16 protein-coding genes are annotated in these 15,098 nt (G+C 47.5%); 4 read left to right on the top strand and 12 right to left on the bottom strand.

Features of this window, described 5'->3' with window-relative positions:
- Nucleotides 1-183 precede the first annotated feature (183 nt).
- The 4 genes from ACL9RG_RS14495 (at nucleotide 184) to tatA (ending at nucleotide 3,377) form a co-directional block, all read left to right on the top strand.
- A complete protein-coding gene (locus tag ACL9RG_RS14495; protein ID WP_422793325.1) occupies nucleotides 184-1,074 on the top strand; it encodes an ABC transporter substrate-binding protein in 891 nt (296 codons plus the stop codon).
- Nucleotides 1,071-2,057, top strand: coding sequence for an amino acid ABC transporter permease (locus tag ACL9RG_RS14490; RefSeq protein WP_422793324.1), 987 nt, complete (start codon nucleotides 1,071-1,073; stop codon nucleotides 2,055-2,057). The genes ACL9RG_RS14495 and ACL9RG_RS14490 overlap by 4 nt, the downstream gene beginning before the upstream one ends.
- Nucleotides 2,054-2,851, top strand: coding sequence for an amino acid ABC transporter ATP-binding protein (locus tag ACL9RG_RS14485; RefSeq protein ID WP_422793323.1), 798 nt, complete (start codon nucleotides 2,054-2,056; stop codon nucleotides 2,849-2,851). Before ACL9RG_RS14490 ends, ACL9RG_RS14485 begins: the two co-directional genes overlap by 4 nt.
- A 328-nt stretch (nucleotides 2,852-3,179) precedes the next feature.
- The gene (tatA, locus tag ACL9RG_RS14480) at nucleotides 3,180-3,377 is read left to right on the top strand and encodes a Sec-independent protein translocase subunit TatA (RefSeq protein ID WP_422793322.1); all 198 of its coding nucleotides are present in this window, start codon (nucleotides 3,180-3,182) and stop codon (nucleotides 3,375-3,377) included.
- Nucleotides 3,378-3,557: 180 nt separating this feature from the next.
- Here tatA and lipA read toward each other — a convergent pair whose 3' ends face one another.
- The 12 genes from lipA to lptE all read right to left on the bottom strand — a co-directional run bounded on the left by lipA (nucleotide 3,558) and on the right by lptE (nucleotide 15,093).
- Nucleotides 3,558-4,523 (bottom strand): lipoyl synthase, encoded by a 966-nt coding sequence (gene lipA / locus ACL9RG_RS14475; RefSeq protein WP_422793321.1) that lies wholly within the window; start codon nucleotides 4,521-4,523, stop codon nucleotides 3,558-3,560.
- Between the two features lie 308 nt (nucleotides 4,524-4,831).
- Nucleotides 4,832-5,500 carry a lipoyl(octanoyl) transferase LipB gene (gene lipB, locus ACL9RG_RS14470; RefSeq protein WP_422793320.1) on the bottom strand — a complete coding sequence of 223 codons (669 nt, stop codon included), beginning with the start codon at nucleotides 5,498-5,500 and terminating at the stop codon, nucleotides 4,832-4,834.
- 100 nt (nucleotides 5,501-5,600) lie between these two features.
- The gene (gene ybeD / locus ACL9RG_RS14465; protein ID WP_422793319.1) at nucleotides 5,601-5,864 is read right to left on the bottom strand and encodes a DUF493 family protein YbeD; all 264 of its coding nucleotides are present in this window, start codon (nucleotides 5,862-5,864) and stop codon (nucleotides 5,601-5,603) included.
- Nucleotides 5,865-6,060: 196 nt separating this feature from the next.
- Nucleotides 6,061-7,272, bottom strand: a complete 1,212-nt coding sequence (gene dacA, locus ACL9RG_RS14460) for a D-alanyl-D-alanine carboxypeptidase DacA (protein ID WP_422793318.1) — start codon at nucleotides 7,270-7,272, stop codon at nucleotides 6,061-6,063.
- A gap of 238 nt (nucleotides 7,273-7,510) precedes the next feature.
- Complete coding sequence (gene rlpA / locus ACL9RG_RS14455; RefSeq protein ID WP_422793317.1) at nucleotides 7,511-8,677, bottom strand: endolytic peptidoglycan transglycosylase RlpA; 1,167 nt, start codon at nucleotides 8,675-8,677, stop codon at nucleotides 7,511-7,513.
- A gap of 9 nt (nucleotides 8,678-8,686) precedes the next feature.
- Nucleotides 8,687-9,796 (bottom strand): peptidoglycan glycosyltransferase MrdB, encoded by a 1,110-nt coding sequence (mrdB, locus tag ACL9RG_RS14450; RefSeq protein ID WP_422793316.1) that lies wholly within the window; start codon nucleotides 9,794-9,796, stop codon nucleotides 8,687-8,689.
- 6 nt (nucleotides 9,797-9,802) lie between these two features.
- Nucleotides 9,803-11,707 (bottom strand): peptidoglycan DD-transpeptidase MrdA, encoded by a 1,905-nt coding sequence (gene mrdA / locus ACL9RG_RS14445; RefSeq protein ID WP_422793315.1) that lies wholly within the window; start codon nucleotides 11,705-11,707, stop codon nucleotides 9,803-9,805.
- 42 nt (nucleotides 11,708-11,749) lie between these two features.
- On the bottom strand, nucleotides 11,750-12,220 hold the full coding sequence (rlmH, locus tag ACL9RG_RS14440) for a 23S rRNA (pseudouridine(1915)-N(3))-methyltransferase RlmH (RefSeq protein ID WP_422793314.1): 471 nt from the start codon (nucleotides 12,218-12,220) through the stop codon (nucleotides 11,750-11,752).
- Nucleotides 12,221-12,223: 3 nt separating this feature from the next.
- Nucleotides 12,224-12,541, bottom strand: coding sequence for a ribosome silencing factor (gene rsfS, locus ACL9RG_RS14435; RefSeq protein WP_422793313.1), 318 nt, complete (start codon nucleotides 12,539-12,541; stop codon nucleotides 12,224-12,226).
- Nucleotides 12,542-12,755: 214 nt separating this feature from the next.
- Complete coding sequence (gene nadD / locus ACL9RG_RS14430; protein ID WP_422793312.1) at nucleotides 12,756-13,451, bottom strand: nicotinate-nucleotide adenylyltransferase; 696 nt, start codon at nucleotides 13,449-13,451, stop codon at nucleotides 12,756-12,758.
- Nucleotides 13,448-14,491 (bottom strand): DNA polymerase III subunit delta, encoded by a 1,044-nt coding sequence (holA, locus tag ACL9RG_RS14425; protein ID WP_422793311.1) that lies wholly within the window; start codon nucleotides 14,489-14,491, stop codon nucleotides 13,448-13,450. The genes nadD and holA overlap by 4 nt, the downstream gene beginning before the upstream one ends.
- Nucleotides 14,488-15,093 (bottom strand): LPS assembly lipoprotein LptE, encoded by a 606-nt coding sequence (gene lptE, locus ACL9RG_RS14420; RefSeq protein ID WP_422793310.1) that lies wholly within the window; start codon nucleotides 15,091-15,093, stop codon nucleotides 14,488-14,490. The genes holA and lptE overlap by 4 nt, the downstream gene beginning before the upstream one ends.
- Between the last annotated feature and the right edge of the window lie 5 nt (nucleotides 15,094-15,098).

The following is a 15,098-nucleotide window of genomic DNA, read 5'->3' as shown; positions in this document are numbered from 1 at the left end:
TATTAAAAAATACGGGTCCGGGTTTTGCATTATCAAGCGCACCTCGCCATGGTGCGCAAAATAAGCGGCGCTTAAGATGCCGCAAAAATAACAAGGCGTCAGCACATCATGGAAGGTGTTAACAATAAAAAATTCACAACATCCATTATCAAGACCAACGTCGTATACAGAGGAAATAGAACAATGTTAAAGCCATTGCGTTGTGCCCTTGCTATCAGTGCTGCATTGCTGTGTGTTAATGCCTTTGCTGCTGAAAATAATGCTATTCCCGTTTTGCCTATGGACCCGGCTTTACATGCCAAACTTCCTGCGGAAATTCAACAATCTGGTGTGTTAGTTTCTGCCAATAACGGATCATTTCCTCCTTATGATATTGCGACCGGCACTAACACATTAGAGGGCGCGAGTGCCGATCTGGCATTGGCGTTGGGCCAAGTGCTTGGCGTCAAAATTGAACATGTTTCAGTAGGCACCATGTCCAGTATTTTAACGGGGCTCTCCGCCGGACGTTTTCAAATGGCAATTGGTCCGATTGGTGATTATCCCGATCGTGAAGCTAAGAACGACTTTATTGATTTCGTGAAAGAGTATGTGGTTTTTGCTGTACAGCACGGTAATCCGGCAAAGATTAACGCCTTGAGCGATACCTGCGGTCTGCGTATTGCCGTGATGTCTGGTGGCTCAGCTGAGCAAGTGATCCATAAGCAGTCTGATAGCTGTGTGAAAGAAGGTAAACCGGCTGTGACGGTGCAAGCTTTCAGCGATCAGCCGACGTCTATTTTGGCGGTACGTTCTAACCGTTCGGATGCATTTTTCTCCTCTCAGGCCCCGCTGGTTTATTTCGTTAACCAGACGCATGGCCAATTGGAAATTGCGGGGACAGGGCAAGCGAACGGTTTTGGCGATATTTTCCAAGGCGTTGTGGTGGAGAAAAACTCCGCTATAGGTACGGCGCTTCTGGCGGGTTTCCAAAAGCTATTTGATAACGGTACTTATGCGGCCATTATGAAAAAGTGGCATCTTGAGGGCAATATGTTGCCGGCACCGGGGCTGAATCTGGCTAAGGTTAAATGATCATGAAAACGTATAGTTCAAAACCCGCAAATCAGGATGACTATACGCATGATGCCAGACGCAGCGTTGAATTTGCTCATGCACCGCGAAGTTATGGGCGCTGGTTAGCTTGGCTTGTGGTATTGATTATTGCTGCTGATATTGTTGTTGGTGCTGCCGGAAACTCCAATTTTGAATGGCATGTCGTCAGTCAGTGGTTTACCGAAGCGTCGGTTATCCGCGGGTTAGGTGTGACGCTGGGATTAACCGTTGTCTCAATGATATTAGGCGGATTACTTGGCCTGCTGCTGGCAGTCGGTAGATTATCGAACAACACATTATTGCGTGGCTTATCTGGGCTGTATATCTGGTTTTTTCGCGGTACGCCGCTGCTGGTACAACTGCTTTTTTGGTACAACATGTCGACGTTATTCCCGCATATTTCACTTGGCCTGCCGTTTGTTGGGCCAACCTTTGCAAGCTGGAATACTAATGATTTGATTACGCCGTTGACGGCGGCTATTGCCGGGCTGGCACTCAATGAGGCCGCTTATATGGCCGAAATCATCCGTGCTGGTTTGTTATCGGTTGAAGGTGGACAAAGCGAAACTGCACAGGCATTTGGGATGAGCCGTGGGAGAGCGTTGCGTCGGATTATTATTCCTCAGGCGATGCGTTCGATTATTCCCCCAACGGGCAACCAGTTAATCAGCATGATAAAAGCGACATCTTTGGTCAGTGTTATTGCCATGGGTGATTTATTGTATTCGGTGCAGACCATTTATAATCGTACGTTTGAAGTGGTACCGATGCTGATCGTGGCTGTGATTTGGTATTTGTTAATCACCTCAGTGCTTAATGTAGGGCAATCAATGATTGAGCGTTATTACTCCCGCGGAACGCGCCGTTCAGTATCGTTAGCGAAAAAACGCACACCAATAAGCAATGATAAAGCATTATCTATCAGCAACGCGGGTGATAACTCCGCTAAGGGCATGCAATGAATTTCGCGCAAACTGATGCCCAAATAAACGAACCTGCATCGCTGGTCGTGGCGCGCAATGTGCATAAAAGCTATGGCGATAATGACGTGCTCAAGGGGATTGATTTAGACGTCAAACCTAGCGAAGTGGTGGTGATCCTTGGGCCATCTGGCTCAGGAAAATCAACTTTTTTGCGTTGTATCAATCATCTGGAAGATATTGATCGTGGCATGATTATGGTCGGTGGCGAACAAATCGGCTACGAATTACGCGGTGAGCGGCTGCATAAATTACCTGAGCGAGCGGTGGCTAGGCAGCGCCGCGATATTGGCATGGTATTCCAGCAGTTTAATCTTTATCCACATATGACGGTGCTGCAAAATATTATTGAAGCGCCGATCGGTGTACATAAAGAGAGCCGCCAGCAAGCGATACAATATGCCTACGAGCTGTTAGAAAAGGTGGGGTTACGTGATAAAGCCGATGCGTATCCGCGCCATCTGTCCGGTGGTCAGCAGCAACGGGTTGCCATTGCTCGAGCTTTAGCGATTCGCCCCAAGCTGATGTTGTTTGATGAACCTACCTCAGCACTCGATCCTGAATTGGTCGGTGAGGTGCTGGCAACAATGCGTAGTTTGGCTGAGCAGGGATTAACGATGATTGTGGTTACCCATGAGATCGGCTTTGCCCGAGAAGCTGCCGATCGAGTGGTATTTATGGACGGTGGACATGTGATTGAACAAGGGCAGGCTAGCGACGTGTTGGTCAATCCTCAACATCCACGTTTCAAAGCTTTCTTGAGCCGCTTCATTTAGTTAAAAATAGACGTCGGGTCGTCAACACATTGATGATGGCTCGGCTTTCCTTTTTTCGCCTCCGGTATCGAATGCGTCAATTATGGCTCACTTTTCATCAGGCTTGGTGTTGTGCTTTAATGCATCGAATTTCAGGCGCATAATATCCGAATATGTTTAGAATGCGTGCAACGTTGATCGTTCGAAAATCAATTTTGTTACATTTCCCGTTTGTATAATGCTCATCACTGTCCGTTAATAAGTACTAAGATATAAATATCGTCTTGGGCCGTAAATAGCGGTGAGTTGACTCTGCTGTTTATCAGCAATCAGTAAAAAGAAGGTGTGTATGGAAGGTCTAAGTATTACCAAACTGTTAGTGGTTGGCGTGCTGATCGTACTGCTTTTCGGTACCAGCAAACTTCGTTCACTCGGTGGCGACTTAGGTGCTGCGTTGCGTGGCTTCAAGAAAGCAATGAACGACGAACCAACGCCTGCTGTCAAAACTGACGCACAGCCAGCTGAGCGTGTAGAGAAGAAAGACTAAGTCTTTTTGGGCGCTCGGCTATGGCATGAGCGCTGCGATTATATTCTACGTGCTGCATAAAAAAACGGATGCTCGTAAGAGCAGCCGTTTTTTGTGTTTTTCAGGTATTAATAAGTAAAATAATGTAACGGACTTTCATTGTTACGTTAGTACCGAGCAACCTGCACTCGGTACCGAGGATTATTTAACTTCAATCCCTTTGGCTTGCAAATCTGCATGGTAAGAAGAACGAACGAAAGGCCCACAGGCGGCATGAGTAAAGCCCATTGCCAGTGCTTCTTCTTTCATCTCTTCAAACTCTTCAGGGCTGACATAGCGCTGCACCGGAAGGTGGTGGCGACTAGGTTGCAGGTATTGTCCTAGCGTCAGCATCGTGACGCCATGTCGACGTAAATCACGCATGACTTCAATGATTTCTGCATTGGTTTCGCCCAAACCTACCATTAATCCCGATTTAGTTGGGATTTCAGGATGCGCTTCTTTAAAGCGCTGCAACAGAGTCAGTGACCACTCATAGTTTGCGCCCGGGCGAACCTGGCGATAAACACGTGGTACGTTTTCAAGATTGTGGTTAAACACGTCAGGTGGTGATGCATTGAGGATTTCTAATGCGCGATCCATGCGGCCACGGAAATCTGGAACCAATGTTTCAATTTTGATGGTCGGATTCTTTTCACGAATAGCAGTAATACAATCAGCAAAGTGCTGAGCACCACCATCACGCAAGTCATCACGGTCAACCGAGGTAATCACCACATAACGCAGCCCCATATCAGCAATAGTTTGGGCCAGCTTTTGTGGTTCATTAACGTCGGGTGCAACTGGACGGCCGTGGGCAACGTCACAGAATGGACAGCGGCGAGTACAGATTGCGCCGAGGATCATAAAGGTTGCGGTTCCGTGGTTAAAGCATTCGGACAGGTTAGGGCAAGAAGCCTCTTCACATACCGAGTGTAAACCATTCTTGCGCATGGCGGCTTTGATGCCTTGAATACGAGTCGAGTCAGCAGGGAGCTTTATTTTCATCCAGGCCGGCTTACGTAGCATTTCCTGCCGGTCGGTTACCACGGTTTTCACCGGGATTAACGCCATTTTATCAGCATCACGGTATTTGACGCCGCGTTCCATTTGAATCGGTTTACTCATAATCTTGCAGATTCCAGGTTGATCTCGCTTACGGAGATTTCAGGATATTCAATGAACAGGCTGCTTCATCAAAAATAAAAATAATGCGCGATTATAACATTGATATGGGCTGTCATTCAGCCCCTGTCTGTCCAAGTCGCATTTATATGACAAACAATGTTTTATTTAGCCGTGATAATTTTCCGCATTATGGCGGCTATATGTACCTTACCAGACTGAAATTTATAAATTATTTTTTCTCATGCATTGATACATCGTTAGCATAAGGCATTGTTAATTTTTTGTAATTATTTTGCGTAAGCCAACGTTCAGCTATGTATACCGGCTTGATAATCGCTTATGAGCCAAGGTTGTTCATCTGTCTGGGTGTATGCGAGCTGTTTGTTGAAAGCCGCAATTAACACCGGCACAACATCATCGATATTAAGACCTGCTTTCTCGCGGCTGACTTGCGTCATTTCCAGACCGGCATAGCCACAGGGATTAATGCGCAGGAAGGGCTGTAGATCCATATCTACATTGAGCGCTAAACCGTGTAATGAACGGCCTTTGCGGATGCGCAAACCTAGCGAACAGATTTTCCGCCCGTCAACATACACCCCTGGCGCATCGGCGCGCGGATAACCTTCAATGCCTAAGTGCGCTAAGGTATCGACGACCGTCTGCTCAATGGCTGTGACCAATTGGCGTACGCCGATTTTTTTTCGTTTGAGGTCAACCATAACGTACATAACTTGCTGACCTGGACCATGATAGGTCACTTGGCCGCCGCGATCGCTTTGAATGACCGGAATATCGCCGGGAACCAGAAGGTGTTCAGCTTTGCCCGCCTGGCCTTGGGTGAAGACTTGATGATGCTGTACTAACCAGATTTCATCCGGCGTTTCATCAGTGCGGTTATCGGTAAAATAGTGCATCGCCTGTGACACGGGCTCGTAGGGCTGTAGGCCTAGCTGGCGAATTACAATTCGGTCCACGGATTTATCTTTCTGCACGGTAAGTTATCGCATATCGACAAGAGAGGTCAGAATAACATGGCGCTATGATACGCCATGTCGTGGGGCTTTGGAGTCGTGGTTACAGAACCATGCGCACAATTTCAATATTGCCGAGCTCTTCATAGAGCGTCTCAACCTGATCAATATGGGTAGCATTGATGGTGATTGAAATTGAGTGATAATTACCTTTGCTGCTTGGTTTCACCTGCGGATTATAGTCACCCGGCGCGTGGCGTTGTACCACTTCAACAACCTGGTCAACCAACTCGGGCTGCGCCAGACCCATTACTTTATAAGTAAAGGAACAAGGGAATTCGAGCAGTTCGTTCAGTTTGGTTTTCATTTATGTGCTCCAGCGTTGTTTCCGCTTACTGAGTTTTCAACATTGTTTTTCAACAACGGGCTGTTTCCAGTTCTTAAAAACGTTTCAGCGATAAAATTCTTAGATTCTATAAAGTATAACTCCCGCGGCGAGCCAGCGGGAGTTAAATCGGTATAGCATATATATGGGGGAGTATTTCAGTAATTCAAGACTGAAATCAGCCGAACCAGTGGTGGAACATCAGTTTGATGTAGTCAACGATGCGACCAAAGAAGCCGCCTTCTTTCACTTCATTCAATACCACTAATGGGCGTTGGTCGATGGTTTTGCCATCAAGCTGGAAGTTGATCGTACCGACAACCTGATTTTTCTGCAGCGGTGCGTGCAGTTCTGTGTTGTTCAGAATATAGCTGGCTTTCAGATCCTTCATGCGTCCGCGAGGGATGGTCAGATAAGCATCTTTATCAACACCCAGCGCTACACGGTCGGTATCACCAAACCACACTGGCTCAGAAGAGAATTCTTTGCCTGCTTTTAATGGTGAAACACTTTCAAAGAAACGGAAGCCCCAGGTCAGCAGTTTTTTACTTTCAACTTCACGGCCTTTATAGGTATGACCGCCAAGTACCGCTGAGATCAGGCGCATTTGGCCTTCGGTTGCCGAGGCAACTAAGTTATAACCTGCCGCATCTGTGTGACCGGTTTTAATACCGTCAACCTGAAGGCTGGAGTCCCACAACAAACCGTTACGGTTCATTTGGCGAATATTATTGAAGGTAAATTCTTTTTCTCTGTAGGTCGCGTACTCTTCTGGCACATCGCGAATCAACGCTTGGCCAATCAAAGCCATATCGCGTGCTGAGCTGTATTGGCCAGCGGCATCGAGTCCGTGTACTGTGCCGAAATGGGTATTTTTCAGGCCCAGCGCATTAACGTAATTATTCATCAGGCTAACAAAAGCATCCTGACTTCCAGCCACGTAGTCTGCCATCGCGACGCAGGCGTCGTTACCAGATTGCAGGATAATGCCACGATTTAACTCAGAGACAGCCACGCGGTCGCCGGGTTTCAAGAACATCAGCGACGAGCCTTTAAATACCGGGTTGCCGGTTGCCCATGCATCTTTACCGACAGTAACCATATCCGTAGGAGAGATTTTCCCGGCTTTGATTGCTTGACCAATAACATAACTGGTCATCATTTTTGTCAGGCTTGCAGGATCACGGCGCGTATCGGCGTTCATTTCGGCCAATACTTTACCTGAGTTGTAGTCGATCAGGACGTAGGCTTCAGCGTCAATTTGTGGAACGCCAGGGATCATGGTCTTCAGATTAATATCATCAGCATAAGCTGAAGAGGCTAAACCCAGAGTAATGAATGTGCCAAATGCGAGTTTTTTGACTAAATGAGAGGAAGTAAGAAGTTTCATGAGCGAAATGACAACATCCGTATAGGTAAGTGAAAAACATGGCACACTATATCAGAACAGTTACATACAGACATCTTCCAATACGGGTGCTTGCTGGCGTTTACTTATTTTTACAGATAGGTTCTATTCGATCCAGTTTTTAGACTTTATGCCATTCAGCTGGTGCAAAAAGCAAAAAACTGAACACAACCTAAGTTCTGTTCAGTTTATAGACTTACGAGCAGGGCGTCATTAGCTGTTACTTAGCGCCAGACCCAATAATAAAGGATTGCTGGCTAGCTTCACTGCTTAGACGTTGTTGCACGGCGGCGGCTTGCTGACGGCTGCTAAATGGTCCTAACTGTACGCGGTACATATTGCCGTTAGTCTGTACTTTACCTGGGACAGAGAATTTTTGGCTTAGGCTTTTTTGCCAAATATGCGCATTTTGCTGGTTGCTTAAAGCCCCCACTTGCACCATATATCCACCGCCACTCGCGGTTGTTGCTGCGTGATGTGTTTCAGCGACGGCCTCTGGCTCTGCATGTACGGCAGCAGGTTTAGGTGTTGGTCGGGAAACTGGCGCTGATACCGGTTCGGACATCGGTTCTGCCGGTGCAGCCACAGGCGGTGGTGTACTGCTTTCCAGTACGCCTGCTGGCAGTGGTTTTGGTGCCTGCAAGAAGCCACCGCCGCCAGAACTTGCCGTCGTGGTTGCAGATTCATCTACCGGTGCAGCATTAGGATCGCTCAAGGTGCTATTACTGATAGCCCTGACTGGCGCATCGGTTGCTGGTGGTTCGCTCTGCATTGGCGTACCCATTGCGCTAGAGCCTAAATCTGGGCGTGAAGGCAGTGCATAAGATTGTTTAGCCACCGTGGTGCCGATAGTACCGGGTCCAGATAAGGTGCCGTCTGGCGCAACACTGATAAAGTCAATTTTCACTCTGGTGCTGTTGGTCAGATTCAGACGATCGTAAGCGGCTTTCGATAGATCGATAATGCGCCCCGAGGTGAAAGGACCACGATCGTTGACTCGCACGACCAACATACGGCCATTGGCAACGTTAGTGACGCGCACATAGCTAGGAATAGGCAGAGTAGGGTGAGCCGCCGTTAATGCGCTAGGATCAAACTCTTCGCCACTGGCGGTTGCATTGGAGCCATCTTCATGACCGTACCAACTTGCCAAACCGGTTTGGGTAAAGTTGGATGCATCTTTGATTATTTTGTAATTATTACCATTTGCTGTGTAATCCTGATTGATATTAGGATTAAAAGGTTCGTAGCGCGGATCTGCCCCACCGATCTCCACGACCGGGCCATTATAGGCCTGCGGTGGTGCCTGCTGTGGCTGCGTTGTATCTGTGCTACAAGCACTTAGCAACAGCCCAGCGATAACGGCTCCAATCCATTCCTTACGCATTGCCCACCCCTATAAATTTTTTGATAACATTTTTCGATGGGTATGGATCGACATGACGATACCGAACCCTGCCATAAGAACAATGAGTGCCGAGCCCCCATAACTGACCAGCGGCAAAGGTACTCCAACTACCGGGACAATACCACTAACCATGCCTATATTAACAAAGACATAGACGAAGAATATCAGCATTAATCCACCGGCCATAACGCGTCCGAATGTGGTTTGTGCTTTCGCTGCAATCACCAGTCCGCGAGTAATCAGGCACAGATAAAGTCCAAGTAGTACTAAAACACCGACTAGCCCAAGTTCTTCGGCCAGAACAGCGAAAATAAAGTCGGTATGTCTTTCAGGTAAAAATTCTAGCTGTGATTGTGTTCCGTGCAACCAGCCTTTACCTGAGAAGCCGCCAGAACCAATGGCGATTTTAGACTGAATTATATGGTAGCCAGCACCGAGTGGATCGCTTTCCGGGTTAAGTAACATCATCACGCGGTCGCGTTGATAATCGTGCATCAGGAAAAACCACAGCACCGGAATAAATCCAGCAACCAGCACAGCGGCGCAAGCAATCAGCTTCCAGCTCATACCCGAAAGGAAGAGCACGAAGATACCTGATGCGGCGATCAAGATAGCGGTACCTAAATCCGGCTGAGCGGCAACTAATAGGGTAGGTACAAAGATCAGTACTAACGCTATTGCGGTGTTTTTTAGTGATGGAGGGCAAATATCGCGGTTAATAAAACGGGCAACCATCAGCGGCACGGCGATTTTGGCGATTTCTGACGGTTGAAAACGCACCACACCTAAGTCAAGCCAGCGCTGTGCGCCTTTACTTACCTGGCCGAAAGCATCGACCAAGACTAAAAGGAAAACGCAAAAAACATACAAATACGGCGCCCAGCTTTCATAGACGCGAGGCGGGATTTGGGCCATGACCAGCATCATCACCAGACCGCCGACGATTTGGCCAATCTTGCGCTCCATCATACCGACGTCTTGACCACTGGCGCTCCACATGACGAAAGCGCTGTAGGCTAACAGGGCTAAAACAATCAGTAAGAGCGTAAAGTCGATGTGCATTTTGGACCACAGCGACCGTTTTTGTTGTTCAGTCATTATTGATTAATCACCTTCGGTTCCAGGTGGCGCAGGTGCGTCAGCTGGTAAATCTGTCGTATTGTCACCCAGTAAAATATGGTCAAGAATTTGTCGGGTTATGGTGCCGACAGCTGGGCCTGCGCCACCATTTTCCAAAATCACGGCTACCGCCACCGTTGGGTTGTCATAAGGCGCAAATGCGGTCATTAATTTATGGTCACGCAAGTGTTCTGCAATCTTATGGGCATTATAGGTTTCGTTAGCTTTTAGCCCGTAAACCTGCGCCGTACCTGATTTCGCTGCCGCCTTATAAGGCGTATTAACAAAGCTTTTTCTTGCCGTACCATTTGGCCGATTGGCAACACCATACATACCGTCTTTGGCTATTTCCCAATAACCGGAATGAACATCGCCAATCTGTGTTTTATCTTCTTGAACATAGGGAACTTTCTGCCCTTGCACTGTGGTATTGAGCAACAAATGTGGCGTTTTTACCGTTCCATCATTAATCAGCGTTGTCAGTGCCTTCATCATTTGGATGGGGGTTGCTGTCCAATATCCTTGTCCGATTCCTACTGGAATGGTGTCGCCTTGATACCAAGGTTTTTTGAAGCGTTTAAACTTCCAGTCGCGATTCGGCATATTGCCGTTACGCTCTTCAGACAAGTCAATGCCGGTATATTCTCCGTAGCCAAATTTACCCATCCATTCGGACAATCTATCGATGCCCATATCATAGGCAACCTGATAGAAGAAGGTATCTGCCGATTCTTCTAGCGATTTGGTTACATTTAAGCGACCGTGTCCCCAATGTTTCCAGTCACGATAGCGCTTTTCTGATCCTGGAAGCTGCCACCAACCTGGGTCGAACAACGAGGTGTTTCTGTTTATCACCCCGGCCGTTAGCGCAGAAACAGCGACATAAGGTTTTACCGTCGATGCCGGAGGATAAATACCTTGCGTTGCGCGATTAATTAGCGGCCTATCTGGGTCATTAAGTAACCCGCTATAGTCTTTGCTAGAAATACCATCGACAAAAAGATTCGGGTCGTAGCTCGGATTGGAGACGATGGCACGAATACTTCCGTCACGCGGATCGCTCACAACGACGGCAGCACGGCTACCGACCAATAGCTTTTCAATGTAAGTCTGCAGGGGTAAATCAAGCGTCAGGTAGATATCTTTACCGGCCTGCGGTGGCTCTTCATGCAATTGGCGAATCACTCGGCCGCGGTTATTAACTTCGACTTCTTCATAACCGGTTTTACCGTGCAGCGTGCTCTCGTAATAGCGTTCAATCCCAAGCTTGCCAATATCATGGGTCGCGGCATAGTTGGCAAGAATACCGTCTTTATCGAGGCGTTCAACATCGCGATCGTTAATTTTTGAAACATAACCTATCGCATGTGTCAGCGCTGAACCATAAGGGTAATAGCGACGTTGATAGCCTTTAACTTCAACGCCGGGGAAATTAAATTGGTTAACGGCAAAACGCGCAACCTGGACTTCACTCAAACCGGTTTTGATAGCAATAGAAGTAAAACGGCGTGACCGTTTACGTTCTTTATAAAAGTTATCTATATCATCTGGTGTGAGTTCGGCGATCGGAGTTAGGGCTTCAAGGGTGGCCTTGAGATTATCGACTTTCTCCGGCACGACTTCGAGCTGATAAATTGTACGATTAAGGGCCAGTGGGGTGCCATTTCTATCGTAAATAATGCCGCGACTAGGTGCGATAGGAACCAGTTTTATGCGGTTATCATTGGAACGGGTCTGATAATCATCAAAACGTACAACCTGTAAATTGTACAAATTGTAAACAAGTATACTACTAAGTAGCACAATACCAGTGAACGCCACCAGTGCACGGCGCACAAAGAGGGCTGATTCAGCCGTATAGTCGCGAAAAGGGTTACGATCTATTTTCATCCCACTACTTAGTTAACTTTGCTGCTTGTAAAGACCTGCCGATTATTCTCGGTGGTACGGATGATTGGTCGTGATACTCCAGGCGCGGTAAAGGCTTTCAGCGACCAACACCCTGACTAAAGGGTGGGGCAGCGTTAGCGGGGAGAGCGACCAACTCTGTTCCGCCGCGGCTTTACATGCCGGTGCTAATCCTTCTGGACCACCGATTAACAGGCTGACATCTCTGCCATCCTGTTTCCAGCGTTCCAATTGTTGCGCCAATTGTGGTGTTTCCCAAGGCGTACCGGGAATATCCAAGGTGACGATTCGATTGCCTTTACCGACCGCGGCTAACATCAGCTCGCCTTCTTTTTCAAGAATACGTTTAATATCAGCGTTTTTCCCGCGCTTCCCTGCAGGTACTTCGGTCAGTTCAAAAGGCATATCTTTAGGGAAACGGCGCAAATAATCTGTGAAGCCAGTCTGCACCCAATCGGGCATTTTCGTGCCAACGGCGACAAGTTGCAGTTTCACCGATTAACCCCAAAGTTTCTCTAATTCGTACAGCTGACGGCTTTCTTCTTGCATGACATGCACGATCACTTCACCGAGATCTACAACTACCCAGTCAGCTTCGTTAATGCCCTTAACACCCATCGCATCTAAGCCTGCCGCTTTGACTTCTTCGACTAAATGGCCGGCGATAGAAATAACGTGACGGCTGGAAGTACCGGTACAGATAATCATGCAATCAGTGATACTTGATTTACCCGCCACATCAATGGCGATGATATCTTGTGCTTTTAAATCATCGACTTTATCGATAACAAAATCTTGGAGCGCTTTACCTTGCAAAGATTCCCCCTAGGGATGTTGAATTATGATGGCGTAGACGAAAACCAGCCCTTTAAACGCAAGGCGGTGATCGACGCAATAGCAATCACAGATTGTCTATTGTAGCTCATAGCAGTGCAGTGAAATAATTTATTTAAAATCAATAAATTATATTTCTTTATAAATTCATGCCTGCCGGAGCCGAAATTAAGCGGCGAAGTATAACACGCGTTGCTTAACGACGGTACAAACCCTGTGATTCGATATAGCGCTCAACGGAAGAGGGAAGAAAATTTGCACAATCATCACCGGCATGGCGTCGCTGACGGATCTGCGTCGCGGAAATATCCAACAATGGCGTATTAGCCAAATAGATAAATCCCTGCGGTTGTTGTCTTAATAACCCTGCATCATCCACTTTATGCGCATCTAGCCAACGTTGTAGGGCCGGTGTTTCGAGTTCCTGTGCATAACCTGGGCGTCCCATGACCACCAAGTGACAGAAATTCAGCAATGCTTCCCATCGGTGCCACTTATGCAGGGAAAGTAATGAATCCTGGCCAATAATAAACGCCAAAGGTACAGCGTGACCATATTCTTTACGTAACGTTTCAAGTGTTTCAATAGTGTACGACGGTGTATCGCGACGTAACTCGCGTTGGTCTATTGAAAACAAAGGATTACCTTCAATCGCTAATTGTAACATCGCCAAGCGTTGCGCCGAGCTGGCTTCGGGTTGCGGGCGATGTGGTGGAACATTATTAGGGATTAGCACCACTTTATCGAGATGGATCTCATTGGCAAGTTGCTCTACCGGGCGTAGGTGGCCGTAATGAATGGGATCAAAAGTGCCGCCAAATAATGCTAGTAATTCATGAGGTTGTGGCGGTGTTTGATCTTGTGACCCTAAAGATATCGCGCTAGTGCTCATAAACGTGAACCCTCATCGATAAACGCCGCTGGCACAGGCTTTCCGCAAAGCAGCATTGATAGCATCTCCAGCTCTGGCCAGACCGATTGCCCGTAATCTTGTTTGAGTCGGATTTCCATCTGAGTCAATAATTTCACTGCCTGATGCAATTGGGACAATGAGAGACGTTGTAGTGCTTGAGTGACGATGGTACGACGGTTTTGCCACACTCTTTGTTGGTCAAAAAGCGTGCGTAGTGCCACGTTATCCATTTTGCGTTTCAATGTTAATAACATCAGTAATTCGCGCTGCACCGTACGCAGTAAAATAACCGGTTCATTATCTTCTTGTTGTAGCTGAGTAAGAATATGCAATGCGCGTTTGCTCTTGCCTGCAAGAAGGGCATCCAACCAATGGTAAGGTGTGAAGTGTGCCGCATCATTGACGGCTTGTTCTACCCGAGGAAGCGTTAATTTGCCATCGGGATAAAGCAGAGCCAAGCGTTCTAATGCTTGTGAAAGTGCGAGCAGGTTGCCTTCGTAGCAATAACAAAGCAGTTGATTAGCGGCATCGTCTAGTTGCAGAGAAAGCGAAGTAGCTCGTTTGGCTACCCAGCGAGGCAGTTGCGCTTGCTCGGGTGTTTGGCAACTGACAAAAGTCGTGCGGTCGCTTAATGCTTTGAACCATGCCCCATTTTCCTGGGCCTTAGAGAGTTTTGCACCGCGAATAATTAATAATATATCGTCATGCAATAACCCAATCAGCTTGAGCAACTGCTCGGCGATAGGGGCACTTGGCCCGTTGTCTGGCAAGACTAACAATAACGTTTGCCGGCTGGCGAACAGGCTTAGGGCCTGGCAACTGCTGAAGATCGCATCCCAATCGGTATGCGTATCAAGTGTAAAGGTGAAGTGTTCTACAAAGTCTGCTGATTGTGCAGCTTGGCGGATATGATCCTGGCTCTCTTGCAACAAGAGCGGGTCGTTACCACACAATAAATAACAAGCGCGCAGCCCCTCTCGGAGCTGCGCGGCGAGTTGTTCAGGATAAAGTCGAATCATTGTGCAGAGGAACTGACCGAAACGCTTTTACCGGTGGTAATCACTTCAGGCTTACCTTCGATAACAGGCTTAGTTATCCCAAGCGCTTCTTTCTTCTCTTCGGCAGCATGTACCGTCAGAAGTTTACGAATCAGCTGTTGTGCTGCCTGTTGCCGCATCTCTTGCAAAATCATGTCTTGCTCTGAGTCTTTAGCTAACGCCGTTAACGGGTTATCAAAGAACGAACGGAACACGGTGACATGCAGCGGATAGAGATCTTTGCCCGGTAATAATACCTGCGCATTGACGGTCATAGACATCTCGTACTCTGCGGTTTTACCGTCTTGGAAGATCGAGGCAGTCACCTGGCTCTGCGTCTGTCCAACGATACGCAGAGATGGGATTTTTTTACCTTTCAGCGTGCTTTCTTCCACGATCTGTACATTACTCAGTCTTAACTGAGTACGTATTTCTCGTGTTAACGGCCCATAAGGATCATAGCTATCCAGAACAATAGTCCGTAGCTCTTCTGGTACGTTAGTCGCACCGCGAAGATGGAAGCCACAGCCTGAGGTCACAAGGACGGCAACGCCCAGTAACAGCATCAAAATACGATGTTGCACAACTC

This window comes from Rouxiella sp. Mn2063 (assembly GCF_049319665.1).
GTDB lineage: Bacteria > Pseudomonadota > Gammaproteobacteria > Enterobacterales > Enterobacteriaceae > JBMOUD01.
This window is presented reverse-complemented; position numbering and strand designations above follow the sequence as displayed.